Annotated in this window: 22 protein-coding genes; 2 read left to right on the top strand and 20 right to left on the bottom strand. The window is 60.1% G+C overall.

Annotation, left to right across the window (positions count from 1 at the left end):
• Positions 1–49: 49 nt before the first annotated feature.
• The 11 genes from fliT to ccmA form a co-directional block, all read right to left on the bottom strand.
• Positions 50–346, bottom strand: a complete 297-nt coding sequence (gene fliT, locus ACIGHL_RS01875) for a flagellar protein FliT (RefSeq protein ID WP_128119113.1) — start codon at positions 344–346, stop codon at positions 50–52.
• A 126-nt stretch (positions 347–472) separates the two neighbouring features.
• Complete coding sequence (locus tag ACIGHL_RS01870) at positions 473–904, bottom strand: hypothetical protein (RefSeq protein WP_128119112.1); 432 nt, start codon at positions 902–904, stop codon at positions 473–475.
• 27 nt (positions 905–931) lie between these two features.
• Complete coding sequence (ccmI, locus tag ACIGHL_RS01865) at positions 932–2152, bottom strand: c-type cytochrome biogenesis protein CcmI (RefSeq protein ID WP_128119111.1); 1221 nt, start codon at positions 2150–2152, stop codon at positions 932–934.
• On the bottom strand, positions 2149–2622 hold the full coding sequence (locus tag ACIGHL_RS01860) for a cytochrome c-type biogenesis protein (RefSeq protein WP_128119110.1): 474 nt from the start codon (positions 2620–2622) through the stop codon (positions 2149–2151). The genes ccmI and ACIGHL_RS01860 overlap by 4 nt, the downstream gene beginning before the upstream one ends.
• A complete protein-coding gene (locus ACIGHL_RS01855) occupies positions 2619–3149 on the bottom strand; it encodes a DsbE family thiol:disulfide interchange protein (RefSeq protein WP_128119109.1) in 531 nt (176 codons plus the stop codon). Before ACIGHL_RS01855 ends, ACIGHL_RS01860 begins: the two co-directional genes overlap by 4 nt.
• Before the next feature lies 1 nt (position 3150).
• Positions 3151–5124, bottom strand: coding sequence for a heme lyase CcmF/NrfE family subunit (locus tag ACIGHL_RS01850; RefSeq protein ID WP_128119108.1), 1974 nt, complete (start codon positions 5122–5124; stop codon positions 3151–3153).
• On the bottom strand, positions 5121–5588 hold the full coding sequence (gene ccmE / locus ACIGHL_RS01845) for a cytochrome c maturation protein CcmE (protein WP_045425810.1): 468 nt from the start codon (positions 5586–5588) through the stop codon (positions 5121–5123). The genes ACIGHL_RS01850 and ccmE overlap by 4 nt, the downstream gene beginning before the upstream one ends.
• Complete coding sequence (gene ccmD, locus ACIGHL_RS01840; RefSeq protein ID WP_045425807.1) at positions 5585–5761, bottom strand: heme exporter protein CcmD; 177 nt, start codon at positions 5759–5761, stop codon at positions 5585–5587. Before ccmD ends, ccmE begins: the two co-directional genes overlap by 4 nt.
• Positions 5758–6510, bottom strand: a complete 753-nt coding sequence (locus ACIGHL_RS01835; RefSeq protein ID WP_128119107.1) for a heme ABC transporter permease — start codon at positions 6508–6510, stop codon at positions 5758–5760. Before ACIGHL_RS01835 ends, ccmD begins: the two co-directional genes overlap by 4 nt.
• A 155-nt stretch (positions 6511–6665) precedes the next feature.
• Complete coding sequence (gene ccmB, locus ACIGHL_RS01830) at positions 6666–7337, bottom strand: heme exporter protein CcmB (RefSeq protein ID WP_128119106.1); 672 nt, start codon at positions 7335–7337, stop codon at positions 6666–6668.
• The gene (gene ccmA / locus ACIGHL_RS01825) at positions 7334–7969 is read right to left on the bottom strand and encodes a cytochrome c biogenesis heme-transporting ATPase CcmA (RefSeq protein ID WP_128119105.1); all 636 of its coding nucleotides are present in this window, start codon (positions 7967–7969) and stop codon (positions 7334–7336) included. The genes ccmB and ccmA overlap by 4 nt, the downstream gene beginning before the upstream one ends.
• A 129-nt stretch (positions 7970–8098) precedes the next feature.
• Between ccmA and fliK the strand changes: the two genes are divergently transcribed.
• Positions 8099–9622, top strand: a complete 1524-nt coding sequence (gene fliK, locus ACIGHL_RS01820; protein ID WP_128119104.1) for a flagellar hook-length control protein FliK — start codon at positions 8099–8101, stop codon at positions 9620–9622.
• Positions 9619–9942 carry an EscU/YscU/HrcU family type III secretion system export apparatus switch protein gene (locus tag ACIGHL_RS01815; RefSeq protein WP_128119103.1) on the top strand — a complete coding sequence of 108 codons (324 nt, stop codon included), beginning with the start codon at positions 9619–9621 and terminating at the stop codon, positions 9940–9942. The genes fliK and ACIGHL_RS01815 overlap by 4 nt, the downstream gene beginning before the upstream one ends.
• Here ACIGHL_RS01815 and ACIGHL_RS01810 read toward each other — a convergent pair.
• The 9 genes from ACIGHL_RS01810 to ACIGHL_RS01770 all read right to left on the bottom strand — a co-directional run bounded on the left by ACIGHL_RS01810 (position 9923) and on the right by ACIGHL_RS01770 (position 18348).
• Positions 9923–10363 carry a rhodanese-like domain-containing protein gene (locus tag ACIGHL_RS01810; protein ID WP_128119102.1) on the bottom strand — a complete coding sequence of 147 codons (441 nt, stop codon included), beginning with the start codon at positions 10361–10363 and terminating at the stop codon, positions 9923–9925. The two genes, ACIGHL_RS01815 and ACIGHL_RS01810, sit on opposite strands and share 20 nt — an antisense overlap.
• Positions 10364–10509: 146 nt before the next feature.
• On the bottom strand, positions 10510–10923 hold the full coding sequence (locus ACIGHL_RS01805; protein ID WP_128119101.1) for a DUF2802 domain-containing protein: 414 nt from the start codon (positions 10921–10923) through the stop codon (positions 10510–10512).
• 3 nt (positions 10924–10926) lie between these two features.
• A complete protein-coding gene (locus tag ACIGHL_RS01800; protein WP_019340623.1) occupies positions 10927–11406 on the bottom strand; it encodes a chemotaxis protein CheW in 480 nt (159 codons plus the stop codon).
• A gap of 85 nt (positions 11407–11491) precedes the next feature.
• Positions 11492–12316, bottom strand: coding sequence for a CheW domain-containing protein (locus ACIGHL_RS01795; protein WP_128119100.1), 825 nt, complete (start codon positions 12314–12316; stop codon positions 11492–11494).
• Positions 12317–12402: 86 nt separating this feature from the next.
• The gene (locus ACIGHL_RS01790) at positions 12403–13191 is read right to left on the bottom strand and encodes a ParA family protein (RefSeq protein ID WP_045425780.1); all 789 of its coding nucleotides are present in this window, start codon (positions 13189–13191) and stop codon (positions 12403–12405) included.
• Between the two features lie 90 nt (positions 13192–13281).
• Positions 13282–14109 (bottom strand): flagellar motor protein MotD, encoded by an 828-nt coding sequence (gene motD, locus ACIGHL_RS01785; RefSeq protein WP_064482598.1) that lies wholly within the window; start codon positions 14107–14109, stop codon positions 13282–13284.
• Positions 14110–14248: 139 nt separating this feature from the next.
• Positions 14249–14989, bottom strand: a complete 741-nt coding sequence (locus tag ACIGHL_RS01780) for a flagellar motor protein (RefSeq protein ID WP_045425775.1) — start codon at positions 14987–14989, stop codon at positions 14249–14251.
• On the bottom strand, positions 14989–16089 hold the full coding sequence (locus ACIGHL_RS01775) for a protein-glutamate methylesterase/protein-glutamine glutaminase (protein WP_128119099.1): 1101 nt from the start codon (positions 16087–16089) through the stop codon (positions 14989–14991). Before ACIGHL_RS01775 ends, ACIGHL_RS01780 begins: the two co-directional genes overlap by 1 nt.
• A gap of 48 nt (positions 16090–16137) precedes the next feature.
• Positions 16138–18348 carry a chemotaxis protein CheA gene (locus ACIGHL_RS01770; RefSeq protein ID WP_128119098.1) on the bottom strand — a complete coding sequence of 737 codons (2211 nt, stop codon included), beginning with the start codon at positions 18346–18348 and terminating at the stop codon, positions 16138–16140.
• Between the last annotated feature and the right edge of the window lie 11 nt (positions 18349–18359).

Genomic DNA, 18359 nt, shown 5'->3' with positions numbered 1-18359 from the left:
AATCGTCACCTATCCGCGACCAATGGTCGCGGCAACTTTCAGGAACTAATCAGCCGAATAGTTTGTAGATATTGGCTCCTTGCTGCGACTGGTTAAGCTGAATCAGCTCATCTGCAACACGCTGCTTCTCGCTCTGACAAGTGCTAACCAGTTCGCGGTAGAGACACACCAGCTCTTGCAGACGCTGCCGAATTGCTGAGTCGTCCTCACGAGGCTCGACCATCGCAGCCTCAACAACTTGACGGCATTGCAGATCAAGCACGCTGATTGCTGTCCAGTCCTGCTGAGCCATGGCGTCCCGCAAGGCGTTGCCGGTTTCCTCAAGACGTTTGACTGCTGCACTCATGAATCCGCTCCGAATGAACTGGTAACAAGGCCGAACCGATACCGCCTGAACCACTGTCCGCGGCGCCTGATACTTTATCGGCAACCTCCACGTCGCCTTTAATTGCCACAGCGGAAAAATGTATGGTCAGTGCAAGCTGCGCAGCCCCGTTGGAACGCTAGGTGGCGCTACCGGCTCCCAGGGACCACCAGGCCGACCGGCGCAATACCAGTCGCCGTCCCAGCGGTAGTAGAGACGCTCGCGATAGAACAAGTCCTGCCCCTCCACAACGTAGACGCCCAGACGGTTGTCCCAATGCGCAGCAGCATGAGGCGGCGGCGCATAGCGTGGATGGCTTTTCTGGGTTGCCGGCGGGCGCGGTGCCGGTGGGGTGCGCACTGGGGGAGGCGTAGCAACCGGTTCGCGAGGCGGCGCCGATGCGGGCGGCGCCGGGGCGCGTGTAGGCCCGGACGCTTGGTAAGGATTGCCCGCACAGGCCCCAAGCAGCAACGCCAGCGTTACTACTGCGCTAACTCTGGCCTGGCGCTTAAACCTTGTTGAAACCCGCTCCTCCAGCATAATCAGTCGTCTCCCGAACCCCTGCGATCAGGGTGCTACAGGTTGGTCGATAGTCAGCTTGACCGCATCTGCATCATCCGGCGCCAACGGTTCGCTACTGCCTTGCCACTCACCGCGAGTAGCGTTCCCATCTCGGGATACGCGGGCAAACAATCTGACTTGTTCAAAGTTGGACAATCGAAGCTGCGGAGTCATTGCATCTGCGTCACTCAAGTTAACCGTCGCGGGTAAATCGGCAACCGTTATACGTTTCACGGCCAAGGGCATCGGCGGGCCGGACAACGCACGGGCGAAGATGAATACGGCATCGGTCGGTCGAACCTTGTCGACCACCTCGGCAGCCAGTTGCACTTCGACCGTCAGTCCCGCCCCGGTCTCGGCAACCATCTCGCCGGCCGGTTTGGTCACGCTCGCCGGAGCCGTCTCGCCGAGCTGCTCGCGTGCACGAGCGATACCGCCCTGAATGGCTTCACGCGATGGATCTTCCGCAGGCAGCGTTGCCACCAACCGCTCCCAGAACCCTATCGCCTCCGCGAACCGTTCTTCTTCGTAGGCGGCGATACCCAACAGCCCGAGGCTAGTGACCTCGTGTGGATCACCGCGTAATGCCTCGTCGGTCAGCTGTTGCAGCTGCTTGGACCATTGACGGTCACCAGCGAAATAGAGCGCCTGCGCCCACTGACCCAGGAGTTCCGGCTGACGCCCCGCCAGCTTGACAACCTGCTCGAAAGCAGTAGCAGCATCCGCTGGGCGCTCTCGGTTCATATAGGTCTTGGCCAGGAAATACCAGGCCTCGGCGGACTCGGGCTGAGCCTTCACTGCGCGCTCCAGCCGTCCGACCATCTCCTCCATCGTCGCGGGCTGCTCGGTGAACTCCCGCGCTAACTGCAGCTTATCGCTCGCGCCCCAGTGCAGATAGAGACCATATCCAACCAACGGCACAAGGATAGCCGCGATCAGCGGCACAACCCGACCCAAATGGTTATTGTGGCGAGTGGGGGTGGTGCCCTCGGTGTCATCAAGCAACTCGCGCGCCGCATCGGCGCGCCCTGCCTCGAGCTGTTCTGAATCAAGGGTTCCGGCCGCCTGTTGCGCCGCCAGCTCTCCAAGCCGCTCTTGGTAAAGCGCGACATTCAAAGCCGTCCGGTCTTCTTCGGCCTGTACACCGCGCCCACGCAACAACGGCAGCAGCAGGAACGCCAGGGCGGCCAGCAGCAACAGGCCTGCACCTATCCAGAAATCGATCATGGTTCTTTTCTATCCAACAACGTGGCCAGGCGCTCGCGCTCGGCCTCGGAAAGGGTGTTCGACGCGGGCTTATCGGACGCACGGCGACGACGTATCAGGATGAACGCCAAGACGGCGAATCCAATCACCAGCAGGACAATCGGTCCATACCAGAGAACAAGCGTTTTGGCATTGACGGGCGGTTTGTAGAGAACGAAGTCGCCGTAACGGGCGACCAGGTAGTCGACAATCTGCTCGTTGCTCTGCCCCTCTTCCAGCATGCGGTAGATTTCACGGCGCAGGTCCATGGCGATCGGCGCATTGGAATCGGCAATGTTCTGGTTCTGGCACTTCGGACAGCGCAACTCTTCCACCAACGTCCGGTACCGCTCGCGCTCGGCCTCGTTTTTGAACTCGTAGGCGTCAATCGCCGCCGACGCGCTGCCCAGCAGACACAGCGTCAGCAAAAGTCCGTGAATCAGCTGCTTCATTCGTCCACCAGTTGTTGATAAAGCGCGGCAAGCTGTTCACGCCAAACACGCTCGTCTATGACGCCGACATACTTGTGACGGATGATGCCCCGCTTGTCGACGAGGAAGGTTTCGGGCGCACCGTACACACCCAGATCCAGCCCCAAGCTGCCCTGCTCGTCGCGAATGTTCAGCTGGTAGGGATCGTGAAAGTCCTTAAGCCATTTCTGTGCTGCCGCATTGTCATCCTTGTAATTGACGCCATGGATGACCACGCCCTGCTCTGCAAGCTTGTTCAGCACTGGATGTTCGACCTTGCAGGCGACACACCAGGTCGCCCAAACGTTAACCAACGCGGGCTTGCCCTTAATATCCTCGGCGGTTACGACCCTCTGGGGATCCTCGACCGAGGGCAGCGAGAAGGAGGGCAGCGGCTTGCCGATCAACGCCGATGGCAACTCGGTCGGGTCCAGAAACAGACCGCGATAAAGAAACACGGCGACGAGTAGGAAGATCGCCAGCGGTAGCAACATCAACAATCTTTTCATCTCAGGCTCCTTGCTGCGCCAAACCGAGCGCCTCGCGAACACGGGTCCTGACCTTTACCCGGTAACGTTTGTCGCTCACCGACAGCACGCCCCCCAGCGACATCATCAGCGCACCTAACCAGATCCAGCGCACGAACGGCTTGATATGCACCCGGACCGCCCAAGCGCCGTTCTCCAGTGGCTCACCCAACGCCACGTAGAGATCCCGGGTGAAGCCCGCGTCAATGCCCGCTTCGGTCATCGGCATCTGTTGCACGGTGTAGAGGCGTTTCTCCGGATACAGTGTCGCCACCTGCTTATCACCTTCGAAGACGCGAATGGTGCCTTTGTCAGAGGTGAAGTTGGGACCTTCGAAGTGCTTGGCACCGTCGAACACGAAACTGTAACCACCGAGCTGCAGCGACTCGCCTGGAGCCAGACGCAAATCGCGCTCGTCGCTCTGCTGACTCGTGAACACCACACCCAACGCGCAGACCACCAGACCGAAATGCGCCAGCTGCATACCCCAATAACTCGGCGCAAGGCTCCGCAACCCCTTCAGCAATCCCTTGTGGCGGGTCTTGTCGAGGATATCGCGCACACCAGCGCTCACCACCCAGCCGGCAAGCATGCATACAGCCAGCACAGCCCAGTGGAAGTCACCGAAGAGCATCGAGCCCAGACCGCCAAGAACGGCACTGGTGATCAGCACGGGGGTCAGCATGCCGATCAACCATTTGACCGGCGTGTTCTTCCAGCGCACCAGCACGCCCACACCAAGGGCAAGCATCAGGGCGCCAACCAGCGGCAGGAACATCGCGTTGAAATAAGGCGGGCCGACCGAAAGCTTGGTATCGGATAGTGCGTCTAGCAGCAGCGGATACAAGGTGCCCAGCAGAATCATCGAGGTGGCAACAACCAACAGCAGGTTATTTACCAGCAGCAGCGTTTCACGCGACCACAGGCCAAAACCGATCTGGCTCTTTACAACCGGCGCACGCAGTGCGAACAGCGTGAGCGAGCCGCCGATCACGACCAGAAGAAAAGCCAGAATGAAGACGCCGCGCGCCGGGTCAGTGGCGAAGGCATGTACCGACGTAAGCACCCCAGAGCGGACCAGAAACGTGCCTAGCAAGCTGAGCGAGAAGGCAGCGATTGCCAGCAAGACGGTCCAGCTTTTGAACACGCCACGCTTTTCCGTAACCGCCAGCGAGTGGATCAAAGCGGTGCCCACCAACCACGGCATGAAGGATGCGTTTTCTACCGGATCCCAGAACCACCAGCCGCCCCAGCCGAGCTCATAGTAGGCCCACCAGGAACCCAGGGCGATACCGGTCCCCAGAAAGGCCCAGGCGATCAACGTCCAAGGGCGCGACCAGCGCGCCCAGGCCGCGTCCAGACGTCCACCGAGCAATGCGGCGATGGCGAACGCAAAGGCTACCGAGAAGCCGACATAGCCCATGTAGAGCATGGGTGGATGCACCACCAGCCCGAAGTCCTGAAGCAGCGGGTTGAGATCGCGCCCGTCCATCGGCGCCTGCGGCAGCAGCCGCTCGAACGGATTCGACGTGACGATCAGGAACAGCAAAAAGCCGATGCTGATCAGACCCATTACACCCAACACCCGCGCAAGCATGTCCTCCGGCAACTGGCGCGAGAAGATCGCAACCGCGAAGGTCCAGCCGGCCAGAATGAACGCCCACAGTAACAGCGAGCCCTCGTGCGCGCCCCATACGGCGCTGAACTTGTAGTACCAGGGCAAAGCGCTGTTGGAATTCTGCGCCACGTAGGCAACGGAGAAATCGTCCACCATGAAGGCATAGGTGAGACAGGCGAAAGAAAACGCCAAAAACGAAAACTGGCCCCAGGCGGCCGGTTGCGCCAGCCCCATCCATTGGCTGTCGCCGCGCCAGGCACCGATCAACGGCAGCGTGCCCTGCACAACGGCCAGACACAGCGCCAGAATCATCGCGAGATGACCGAGTTCAGGGATCATTTCGCATACTCCTGCTCGCCACCGCTGTAGGGCTTGCTCTTGCCACTTTTCTCCAGCGCTGCGGTGACTTCAGGCGGCATGTAGTTTTCGTCATGCTTGGCCAGCACTTCATCAGCGACCAGGACGCCGTCCGCGTTCACGCGCCCCAAGGCAACGATGCCCTGCCCCTCACGAAACAGATCAGGCAAGATCCCCTGGTACTGGATAGTGACCGCTTCGGCATAGTCGGTGACCCGAAAGGTCACCGTCAGCGAATCGTTACTGCGCTGTACCGAGCCCTCTTCGACCATACCGCCTGCCCGAATTCTTGTGCCTTCAGGCGCTTCGCCTGCCGCGATCTGCGTCGGTGTGTAGAAGAGGTTGATATTCTCTTGCAGGGCGGACAATGCCAGCGTTACCGCAACACCGACGCCAGCCAGAATCGCCAGAATGATGAACAGACGCTTCTTGCGCACAGGATTCACTTCATTTCCTCCCGGCGCAAACGACGCGCCTCGTCTTGCAGATAACGCCGACGCGCCATGACTGGCAGCGCCACGTTGAGAATCAGAACCGCCAGGCTGATGCCGTAGGACGTCCAAACGTACAGACCATGGTTACCCATGGCGATGAATTCCGAAAACGACGAAAAATTCATGCTTTACCCACCAGTGCTTTCACTTCCGCTTTGACCCAGCTGCTTCTCGACTCTCGCCGAAGCACCTCGAGGCGCATGCGCATCAGCAGAACCACCGCAAAGAAACAGTAGAAGCCCAGCACCATAACCAGCAGAGGCAGCCACATTTCCATCGGCATGGCCGGCTTTTCCGTCACGGTGAAGGTGGCCGGTTGGTGAAGCGTGTTCCACCATTCAACCGAATATTTGATGATCGGGATGTTCACCACTCCCACGATAGAGAGCACAGCACAAGCTTTGGCTGCGCTGTCTCGATTGGTAATGGCCTGCCCCAGCGCAATGATGCCGAAATACAGAAACAGCAGGATCAGCATCGAAGTCAGACGTGCATCCCACACCCACCAAGCCCCCCAGGTCGGCTTGCCCCACACCGCACCGGTGACCAATGCGATGACGGTCATCCAGGCACCAATGGGCGCCGCTTGCTGGAGTGCAACGTCGGCCAGCTTCATTTTCCACACCAGCCCGACCAGCCCCGCCACCGCCAGCATCACATAAATAGACTGTGCTAGAAACGCTGCCGGAACGTGGATATAGATGATCCGGAAACTGTTGCCCTGTTGGTAATCCTGCGGGGCAAACGCCAAGCCCCAGACCACCCCGACCCCAACCAACAACAATGCGGCCCAGGTCAACCATGGCAGCCAACGACCGCTGATGCCGTAGAACCATTTAGGCGAACCCAGCTTGTGGAACCATGTCCAGTTCATAGAGCCTGCCTCACGCCTGCTACGTTTGCCGATACTGCGCCGAAACCGGGCAACCGCCGCTTGTTCGGGATCATGAAACCCATCGTTGCGATAACCGCTCGCCTCGCATCGGCTAACTGCGTTCCGCTATTGGATAGAAACATTCTGCCAATCCGTCATTCGCCGACGCTGATTCTCAGGCCGGCCGCTATTGCAAAGGGTGTCAGGGTGACTGCCAGGGCAGTCAGGCTGGAAAGCCACAACAGATAACCGAGCGCTGGCAACCCTTGCAGGGCTGCCTGCAATGCTCCGCTGCCCAGGATCAAAACGGGGATATAAAGCGGGAGGATAAGCAGCGCCAGTAGCAAACCGCCGCGCTTGAGCCCAACGGTCAAGGCCGCCCCGACTGCCCCCAACAGGCTCAGCACCGGCGTACCCAGCAGCAGCGACATCAGCAGCACCGGCAGTGCGCTGACCGGCATGCCCAGCATGAGGCCCAGCAACGGCGCCAGAAGCACCAGCGCCAATCCGGAGAAAATCCAGTGTGCCAGCACCTTGGCGAGAACCAGAAGCGCTAAGGGGTGCGGCGAAACGACCCACTGCTCAAGCGACCCATCTTCAAAATCACTGCGAAACAGGCCGTCCAGCGAAAGCAGCACTGCCAATAACGCCGCGACCCAGATCAGCCCGGGCGAAATGGTCTGCAACAGCTGCGACTCAGGACCGACCGCCAGCGGGAACAGAGCGATGACGATGGCGAAGAACACCAATGGATTGGCCAGTTCCGCCGGTCGACGGAACAACAGCCGACTTTCGCGAGCCAGCAACAGCGTAAAGACGTTGCTCATGCGGCTCTCTGTCCCAGGTCGATCACGCGGAAGCCCGCGGGCATCTCAACGAGCGAATGATGAGTGGTCAGCACGACCATGCCGCCTTGTTCGCAGTGGAATGCAAGATGCCGTTCAAGCTGGGCCACGCCACCCTTATCGAGCGCCGTGAAGGGCTCATCGAGAATCCACAAAGGGGGGGGCGACAAATACAGCCGGGCCAACCCAACCCGGCGCTGTTGACCGGCGGAGAGCGTATGGCAGGGCACGTCTTCGAAACCGCGCAGTCCCACAGCATCGAGCGCCTGCCAGATCGCATCACGCGACGCCGGCTGATGCAATGCGCACAGCCAAGTGAGATTTTCCTCGGCGCTTAGCAAGCCTTTGATGCCCGCTGCATGACCGATCCACAGTAGATTGCGGGCCAATTCACCGCGCTGGCTTTCCAGTGTTTCCCCCTTGAGCAAGACCTCCCCGGCGGTTGGCTGCATCAAGCCAGACAGCAACCGCAGCAGGCTCGTCTTACCACTGCCATTGGGGCCGGCGATCTGCAACATTTCCCCTTTGACGATCTGCAGGTCTAACCTCTCGAACAGCAGGCGCCAGTCTCGCTCGCAGGAAAGCGCCACAGTTTCAAGAAAGGGACTGGACACGCTAGGGCTACCTCAAGATGAAAGGAGCCCGGCCGCTACATCGTGATCGGGCGGGCGGCGGAATTATACATGGCGAACCCTGGCGCCAAAGACCACAACGTAGAAAGGTTGTAAGAGCATTTAAGTAAGATGACCGAGATCAAAAGCACTCAGGCGATTCCCGCCGCTGGTCCAGCTCGCCCGGCAGTGGCGCCCGCTGACCTCGCGCTGAAATTGCTGCAGCCGATGCAGGGACTGCTTGCCGCGGGCGAGAGTGCCGAGGCGGAAGTCATCAGTATCAAGGAGGTGCTGCAAAGCTTTCAGCTGACGCTGCGCCTGACCCTGACCAACGGACGTCAGGCAACGGTCGAAACGACCAGCCCGAAAGCCGCCACACCCGGAGCCGCTCTGCTCATCACCGCCGTGTCCGATTCGCGCCTGATGGCCACGCTGCAGCCCGGCCATCGCCAGCCGCAGAGCAGCATCGATCTCTCGCAACTGCCAATAGGCAGCGTGGTGCAAGGCAAGGTGACGGCCAGCCAGCAGACCCAGCAGGACGGCAAGCTCCTTTTCAAGGTCGTGATCACCCTGCTCAATTCGCCGCTCGCTGGACAGAAGCTCAACGTCGAATCCGCTATGCCGCTCGCGCCGGGCAGCCTGATCACAGCGCGCGTTCAGGGCGACCAGTCGTTGGCTTTCGTGCCACTGAGCGGCCGCCTCGATCAGTTGGTGCTGGGTCAACAGCTGACCGCGCAGCATGGCCGCCAAGGCTCGATTGAGGGGCTGCTCAGCGCGCTGGGATCCAGCTCGGCTCTGCCCGACCAGTTGCGCGGGGCAGCCGAGCGGCTGCTCGGCCTAGTGCCGGATATGCAACAGCTTGGCGATGCCAAGACGTTGGCGCAGGCATTGGCGCGCAGCGGGGTGTTTCTCGAAAGTAGTCTTCTGCGTGGCGAAGCAAGCAATCTGCCGACAGACATGAAAGCCGCTCTGCTACGCCTAATCGCGCAACTACCGGGCCTGCCGGGTGGAGGGCCGCTAACAGCGGCGCAGGCCGGTGCAAACCTCGGCCAGGCTCTGCCGGCTTTCGCCCGTAATGCACTCGGTGCGCTTGGCCAGCCAAATCCGCGCCAGTTAGCGCAAAACTTCCCTTTGTCGAGCCGACTGCTGCCCAACGCCGATGAAGAAGCCGACCTTGAGATTCTGCTGAAACTGGCCGCGGCTGCAGTATCGCGGCTACAGACACATCAGTTGTCCAGCCTTGCCCAGACGCAGACCAACCCGGACGGTACCCAGGTCACAACCTGGCAGCTTGAGGTACCGATGCGCGACCAGCGCGATATCGTGCCACTGCAGGTGAAATTCCAACGTGAAGAAGAGTCTCAGCAAAACCGCAAGGACAAACCGGAAACGCTGTGGAAGGTAGAGCTCGCATTCGATGTCGCTCCCCTCGGCCCGCTGCAAGTCCAGGCACAGTTGCTTCAGGGTAGCCTTTCGAGCCAGATCTGGGCCGAACGCAGCGGTACCGCCGAGCTGATCTCGGCTGAGCTCGAGCACCTACGTCAACGCCTGGTCACGGCCGGGTTGAACGTCGGCGAATTGGCCTGCCGGCAGGGAACGCCGCCGCAGGGGCCGCGTACTTCATTGGATCAACGCTTCGTGGATGAAACCGCATGATCACCAGCACACCGCGCCAGGCCATCGCACTCACCTATGATGGCGCCACCGCACCAACCCTTTCAGCGAAGGGGGACGACGAATTGGCCGAAGCGATACTGGCTATCGCCCGCGAACACGACGTGCCGATCTACGAAAATGCCGAACTGGTTAAATTGCTGGCGCGCCTGGAACTGGGCGATGCGATTCCGGAAGCGCTCTATCGCACCATCGCCGAGATCATCGCCTTCGCCTGGTACCTGAAAGGCAAATGTCCGCCAGGCTTTAGCGATCCCAAAGACACACCGGACGTCCCGCGGCTCAATGGGCCTGTGCATTAAGCGTTGCGATGCTATTTATCTGGCCCTTCTCCTGAGGAAAATCAGCCAGCATCCACGCGAAATAGCCTTCCCGGAAGTAAAACACCTGCTGGTAACCCCACGCGACCGCAAGGCGAACCGCCTCGGCACTGGCGGGACAGACCTCGCTGTTGCAGTAGACCACCAGGGGGACGCTTCTTGGCCATTCGGTCCGCGACAGTCCGAAGAACTCACGCGCCAGACTCATGTGCACCGCGCCTTCAACGTGACCCCAGGCCCACTCGTGCCGCGGGCGCACGTCGATGAACACGGCGCCAAGCGCATGGAGCTGCCGAGCCTGATAAACATTGACGGTCATTGCACCGTTTACTTGCGGCGGCGCTTCCGCTGCGCAGAGCCAAGCCGGGCTCGCCAGCAGGCACAGCATTAGAATGCGCAGCATCACATCCTCCTTGCCCTCGGGCACAGGCCTGCACCAGACATGGCGAAACCTTGTCCAGTTTGGAGGAAGCAATAGTCATATCGTTCACTGCCACAGCCAGAGGGCCGACGGTTGTCACCGGAGGGCGGCGACACACCTGCCTGGCACTAATCAGGATTGCGACGCGCCTGATGCAGCTTGCGCATCAGCTCGGCTTCGGACTGGGACAGACCGCAGGATTGCGTCAGATCATCGACGCTGGCGCCCATACCAACCAGTTTGGCCGCTTGGGAAAAGGAGAAATTGTTCGGATCGCGCTGCTCGAGCTGGCCCAGCTTTTCTGGCAACGGGGCAACGATGCGCGACAGCTCATGCAGGTCTTTGCCCATCCGAACGTTGCTTTCCAGGTAGTTATCCAGCCGGGTGGTGAGCGTCTTGATGCGCTGGTCACGGGCAGCGTCTGCGAGCGCTTGCGTTTCTGCCTGCTGTCGCTGGCGGCGGAACAGCCAGATGCAGCAACCGAGCAATGCGAGGCAGCACAAGGCAAGCGCAACGACCGCCGCTACCAGCGACGCGATCATGTTTCAGATGCTCTCAAGTTCCGCCCATTCTTCTTCGCTCATCATCTTGTCTAGTTCGACCAGAATTAGCAGCTCATTGTTCTTGTTGCACACGCCTTGGATAAACTTCGCGGATTCATCGTTACCGACGTTAGGTGCGGTTTCGATCTCCGATTGGCGCAGGTAGACCACCTCGGCAACGCTGTCGACCAGGATGCCAACCACCTGGCGGTCTGCCTCTATGATGACAATACGGGTGTTGTCCGATACCGGCGCCGTGTCGAGACCAAAGCGCTGGCGCGTATCGATCACCGTAACGACGTTGCCGCGCAGGTTGATGATGCCCAGCACATAGCTGGGGGCACCCGGCACGGGGGCGATTTCGGTATAGCGCAGCACTTCCTGAACCTGCATCACGTTGATGCCATAGGTCTCGTTATCCAGACGGAAGGTTACCCATTGCAGGACCGGATCATCGGAACCCTGTGCGGAAGTCATCTTCATAGCCCCACCTCTTCATGTACCGCACTGGCGGTTGATTCTATCGGTTAGTCGGGGCGCTTACGTGCCCCTCTGTTTGTTCAAGTCGTTACGACGGAACGCCCTTGAGATGTCGGGTCGCACCGCTGGCGATCAGCTCGGCGAGCGCGGTCACGTCCACCAGCGCACACATGTGGTCAATCACCGTCCCTGCGAGCCAAGGGCGCTGAGTACGCTGAGTACGCCACTTCACTTCTTTCGGGTCCAGACGAATCGAGCGGCTGACCTGGTGTACCGCCAGCCCCCACTCGTAGCCCTGCACCGAAATTACATACTGAAGTCCGTCGCGGAAATCGTCGCGATACCGCTCAGCCATCACCCAGCGTGCGGTATCCAGGACTTTCAAATTGCCAGCCTGGCTCGGCAAGATGCCGAGGAACCAGGCCGGCTGGCCGAACAACGGCGTCAGCTCCTGCCCGGCAAGCGGATAGATCGAGCCGAGACTGACCAGCGGCACCGCCAGCGTCAGCCCGGCCACGTCGAACAACAGGCACTCGAACGGCTCCTCGCCCCACTCTGGCTGGCGGCTCAGGATTGCTGGCGGACCGCCCGGCGCTTGGCCCTGCGACTCAAGTATGGCAACGGGTTCGACTGGTACAGGCGGCGCTTTCGCGGGTAACTCGGGTGGCAATTCGAGCAACGGCTGCGCCTCGACTATCACCGGAACGGCAACAGCTTCGGGTTCGGGCGGAGTAACCGGGCGCAGCGCAACCACCCGCTGTGTATCGCGCTGTTGCTCCTCGAGCACGGCAGCCTGAAACTCGTCTGCACTGACCGATTCGGCCAATCCGATGACGGCGTCCTGCAACAGGGCGTCGAGATATGACTGCAGCGTCTGTTGCGATCGGCTTTCTTTAAGAACGGTACGACTCATGGAACCAACTCGTGCGAACCCACTGGATAGGCTATCGGCCGCACCCATGTCGAACTTGAACGGCGAACGCGGCCGTACGTCGTCATTCAGGCCACCTGCGGCGAAGCTTGCGCCGCCAGCAGTGTTTTGAGCAGCGCGCGATAGGCGAGCACGCCCCGGCTGCTCGGATCATGCTGGGACGGCGTAAGGCCGGCACGACTGGCATCGCGCAAACGTGTATCGATCGGAATGAAGGCTTGCCAGAGGTTGTCCTGGTAGCCATTACGCAAGACCCTGAGTGTGCTCATCGAGGCTGCAGTGCGGCGATCGAACATCGTCGGCACGATGGTGTAAGGCAAGGCCTGCCGGCGCGACCGATTGATCATGCTCAGCGTGCTGACCATTCGCTCCAGGCCCTTCATGGCCAGAAACTCAGTCTGCACCGGAATGATCAACTGCTGGCTGGCTGCCAGCGCGTTTACCATCAGGACCCCCAGCAGCGGCGGGCTGTCGATGATGGCGTAGTCGAAATCCTGCCACAGCTGAGAAAGACTTTTGGCGATTACCAGACCGAGACCGTTCTGGCCGGGCGACTGACGCTCCAGCGTCGCCAGTACCGTGCTGGACGGCAACAGGGAAAGGCGCTCATGGCTAGTCGGCAGCAGCAGTTGCCAAGGCAAACCCTCGGGAACCGTGCCCTGGTGCTGGAACAGATCGAAGACGCTGTGATCGAGGTTATCCGGGTCATGACCGAAATAGCTCGTCATCGAGCCATGGGGGTCGAGATCCAGCGCTACGACCCGCTTGCCCGAATCGGCCAGCAAACCGGCAAGTGCTATGGAGGTAGTGGTCTTGCCCACTCCACCTTTTTGATTGGCTACAGCCCAGACTCTCATATGTATCTTTCCATCCGGATCGAACCAGACCGGGATCGGCCGTCTCGGCCTTGGCCGGCGACGGAGAATTGACGACGCCGCGAGCGGCACCTAACGATCAGAAGGAACAGCACGTTGTGTGCCAGGTTGCGGGGCCACCCCGACAGGTCGAGCATTCCCACTTCCCACACCACTGACGCTGCGACGAACGTCCAGGTTGCGTGAAACAACCAGAATCACCCGACGATTACGCGCCCTGCCCTCGGCGGTGGAGTTATCCGCAATGGGTTGAAATTCGCCGTAACCCACTGCGGCCAAGCGTGCCGGGTCGACGCCGTCGGCCGCTAGCATTCGCACCACACTGCCTGCACGGGCGGCGGAAAGCTCCCAGTTGGTAGGAAACTTTTCGGTGTTGATCGGCAGGTTATCGGTGAATCCTTCGACATGGATGGGATTATCGAAAGGCGCCAGAATCCCGGCAATCTTCTCCAGCAGATCGAACGCATGGTCGTTAGGCAACGCATCGCCGCTGGGGAAAAGCAGGCTCGAATTCAGTTCGATTTCAACCCAGAGCTCGTTGCCGCGAATTGTCAGTTGCTTCGAATCGATCAGATCGGCAAAGGCCGCCTGCATGCTCTGCATGATGCTTTGCAGCGGATCGATTGGCTGCTGAGACGATTGCGGCTCGTCGATCTGGGATGCATCCGGCTGCGTGGTACGTGGTCTCTCTTCACCTATCGGAATCGGCTTGACCGCTCGGTCGACCTGATTGAAAACGCCTACTAACGAATCGGACAGAATCTTGTATTTGCCCTCGTTGAGCGAAGAGATTGAATACATCACCACGAAGAAGGCAAACAGCAGGGTGATGAAATCCGCGTAGGACACCAACCAACGCTCGTGATTCTCCGGCTCTTCGTGAGTGCGGCGACGGGCCATTCAGATGCCTCCAGCGTTTAGCGCGCAACTCATCGAGCTAGGCGTTTCAGAGCCTAAGTTGATGATCGTCTTGACTGGAGCCTTTTCCATCTTCGTTCCCAGGACCGCAGCGGCAAGGGTGCCGTTGGCATTCCGTCAATTAATCGATGAAACCCTGGAGCTTCATTTCGATTGAACGAGGGTTTTCTCCTTCGGCAATCGACAGAACGCCTTCGAGCAACATTTCGCGGTAAGCGGTCTGCTTCTGCACCACGCTTTTGAGCTTGTTGCCCATCGGCAAAACCAGCAGGTTGGCAAAGGCCACACCGTAAATCGTCGCAACGAAGGCAACCGCAATACCACTGCCCAGCTGACTGGGATCGGCGAGATTGCCCATGACATGTATTAGCCCCATCACCGCACCGATGATGCCTACCGTGGGCGAATAGCCACCCATGCTCTCGAACACTTTCGCCGCCCTCAGATCGCGGGTTTCCTGCGTGTACAGGTCAACCTCGAGAATGCTGCGAATCACTTCCGGCTCAGCACCATCGACCAGCAGCTGCAAGCCTTTGCGTGCGTAGGGATCAGGCTCGGTTTCGGCGATCGGCTCAAGCCCCAGCAAACCCTCCTTTCGCGCCGTAGCGCTCCAACTCGTGACCAAGCTGATACCACGGACCATGTCGATACGCGGGGGAAACAAAATCCACCCCATCACCGACATCGCTCGCATGAACACCGCCATCGGCGTTTGCAGCAGCACCGCACCGAGCGTACCGCCGAGCACGATCAGTGCGGCCGGGCCATTGAGCAGCGCCGACACATGCCCGCCTTCGAGGAAGTTACCCCCGACAATGGCAACAAACGCAAGGACCAGCCCGATCAGGCTGAGTACATCCATCAGATGCACGCCTCGCTCAAATGGCGACCGATGTCATCGAGCCCGTAGACGGCATCGCTGAGGTTGGCCTTCACCACTGCCATCGGCATCCCATAAATCACACAACTGGCCTCATCCTGCGCCCAGACCTGACTGCCGCTCTGCTTGAGCATCCGCGCGCCTTCACGGCCATCAGCTCCCATGCCGGTCAGCACGACCGCCAGTACCTTGTCTCCGTACGCCTTGGCGGCGGAGCCGAAGGTGACATCGACGCAGGGCCTGTAGTTGAGGCGTTCGTCGCCCGGCAGAATGCGCACTGTGCCGCGCCCGTCGACCATCATCTGTTTGCCGCCCGGCGCCAGCAGTGCCAAGCCTGGACGTAATAGATCGCCGTCTTCGGCCTCTTTGACGCGGATCTTGCAGAGCTTGTCCAGACGTTCGGCGAAGGCTTTGGTAAACGCGGCCGGCATGTGCTGAATCAGCACGATAGGCGCCGGAAAATTGCCGGGCAGCTGCGTTAGCACGCGCTGAAGCGCCACCGGCCCGCCAGTTGAAGTGCCAATGGCGACCAGCCGGTACGATTTCCGACGAGGCGCCGAAGCCGGCGCCGTATGGGCGGGCGTCGTATGCCGGGCAACAGGAGCCGTGCCCGACACGACGCTAGCTGACCGGGGGCCCGCCACCGTAGCAGCCGGAGCGACACTGGTACTGCTGAAGCGGCGATTGCTGCGCGAAATGGAGTGGACCTTTTCGCAGAGCAGTTGCTTGACCTTGTCCGGATTTCGCGAGATGTCCTCGAAGTTCTTCGGCAGAAAGTCGACGGCTCCCGCATCCAGCGCGTCGAGTGTGACCCGTGCGCCTTCGTGGGTTAGCGATGAGAACATCAGCACGGGTGTTGGACAGCGCTGCATGATTTGCCGGACCGCGGTAATGCCGTCCATCATCGGCATCTCGTAGTCCATGGTGATGACGTCCGGTTTCAACGCCAGCGCCTGGTCGATTGCCTCGCGGCCGTTGGTCGCGGTTCCGATCACCTGGATATTCGAATCTGAAGAAAGGATCTCCGATACACGGCGGCGGAAAAAGCCGGAATCGTCCACCACCAGGACCTTGACTGCCATAAAACAACTCCTAGCGGCAGCGGTCCGTGAAAAACCGCTGCCTACTGATCAGATCCGGCGTGCGTAACGCTTAAGCATGCTCGGGACATCCAGGATCAAGGCGATACGACCATCGCCAGTGATAGTCGCACCGGACATTCCCGGAGTGCCCTGCAGCATCTTGCCCAACGGCTTGATCACCACCTCTTCCTGCCCCACCAGCTGATCGACGACGAAGCCGATACTCTGGTTGCCGACGTTGAGGATCACCACGTGCCCTTCGCGCTGCTCTTCGAGCTCGGCACCGCGCACCAGCCAGCGCTTGAGATAGAACAATGGCAGCGCCTTGTCGCGAACGATCACCACTTCCTGACCATCAACCACGTTGGTACGGGACAGGTCGAGGTGGAAGATCTCGTTAACACTTACCAGCGGGAAAGCGAATGCCTGGTTACCCAGCATCACCATCAGGGTTGGCATGATCGCCAGCGTCAGGGGCACTTTGATTACAACGCGCGAGCCCTGGCCTTTGTTGGAGAAGACGTTGACCGTGCCGTTGAGCTGCGAAATCTTGGTCTTGACCACGTCCATGCCAACGCCGCGGCCGGAAACGTCGGAGATCTCCGTCTTGGTCGAGAAGCCCGGCGCAAAGATCAGATTGTAGGATTCCAGATCGCTCAGGCGATCGGCTGCGTCCTTATCGAGCAAGCCCTTCTCCACCGCCTTGGCGCGCAGAACGTCTGCATCCATGCCTTTGCCATCATCGGTGATCAGCAACAGGATGTGGTCGCCTTCCTGTTCTGCGGAGAGTACGACCTTGCCGGTACGCGGCTTGCCTGCAGCTTCGCGCTCTTCCGGTGTCTCGATGCCGTGATCCACCGCGTTGCGCACCAAGTGCACCAGCGGATCAGCCAAGGCTTCGACGAGATTCTTGTCCAGGTCGGTTTCTTCGCCGACCAGTTCCAGATTGATTTCTTTCTTGAGGCTGCGAGCCAGATCGCGAACAAGACGCGGGAAGCGACCGAACACCTTCTTGATCGGTTGCATGCGTGTTTTCATCACCGCGCTCTGCAGGTCAGCGGTCACCACATCGAGGTTGGACACGGCCTTGGCCATGGCCTCGTCGGCGCTGTTGGACCCCAGGCGCACCAAGCGGTTACGCACCAGTACCAGTTCACCCACCATGTTCATGATTTCATCGAGCCGCGCGGTATCGACTCGAACAGTCGTCTCAGCCTCGCTCGCGGGCTTCTCCAGAGCTGCAGCAGACTTGGATGCTAGCTCTGCTTTCGCCGGGGCAGCAGCCTTGCTCGCTACGGCATTTGCTGCCGGTTTCGCTGGTGCAGCCTTTTTCTCGGCAGGCGCGGCAGCCGGTGCGGGCTTGGTGGCAGGCACAGCTGCAGCCGCGACTGGCGCGGCAGCATCAGGTTCAAACTTGCCCTTACCATGCAGCTGGTCCAGCAGCGCTTCGAATTCGTCGTCGCTGATGTCATTGCCACCCGCCGCGGCAGGCTTGTCAACGGACCCGGCAGGGGCAGCAGGTGCAGCGGCAGCCGGTTCGGCGAACTGGCCTTTGCCATGCAGTTGATCGAGCAATGCCTCGAATTCGTCGTCGGTAATCTCGTCGCTGGCAGACTGTCCCGCCACCGCAGCAGCAGGAGCGACCGGAGTCGGTTGCTGCTCCGTCGCGAAATGACCCTTTCCATGGAGCTGATCGAGCAGCGATTCGAACTCCTCGTCGGTAATTTCATCTGGGGCGCTTGAAGAAGGTGCCTCGGCAGATTCGTCCAGCGCGCCAAGAAACTGCTCGAACTCGCTGTCGGCGGTCGTAGCGGGCTCAGACTCAGGCTCAGTCTCGACAGACGCTTCGACTATGGGCTCCTGCGCTCCGGCCGGCTCGGCCAAACGGGCCAGCGCTGCCAGCAGCTCGGGCGTCGCCGGGGTTACTTCGGTCCGCTCGCGCACCTGGCTAAACATTTCATTGACGGAGTCCAAGGCCTGCAGCACGACATCCATCAATTCCGAGTCGACGCGACGCTCACCCTTGCGCAGGATGTCGAAGACGTTTTCAGCGATGTGGCAGCACTCCACCAACTCATGCAGCTGGAGAAACCCGGCACCGCCTTTTACCGTATGGAAACCGCGAAAAATCGCATTGAGCAAGGCTGTGTCATCGGGGCTGCTTTCCAGCTCCACCAGCTGCTCTGACAATAGTTCGAGAATCTCGCCGGCCTCTACCAGGAAATCCTGGAGGATTTCTTCATCGGCGTCGAAGCTCATATTTAACTTCC

Source organism: Pseudomonas sp. NPDC077451 (assembly GCF_044543345.1).
In the GTDB taxonomy this organism is placed as follows: Bacteria; Pseudomonadota; Gammaproteobacteria; order Pseudomonadales; family Pseudomonadaceae; genus Stutzerimonas.
This window is presented reverse-complemented; position numbering and strand designations above follow the sequence as displayed.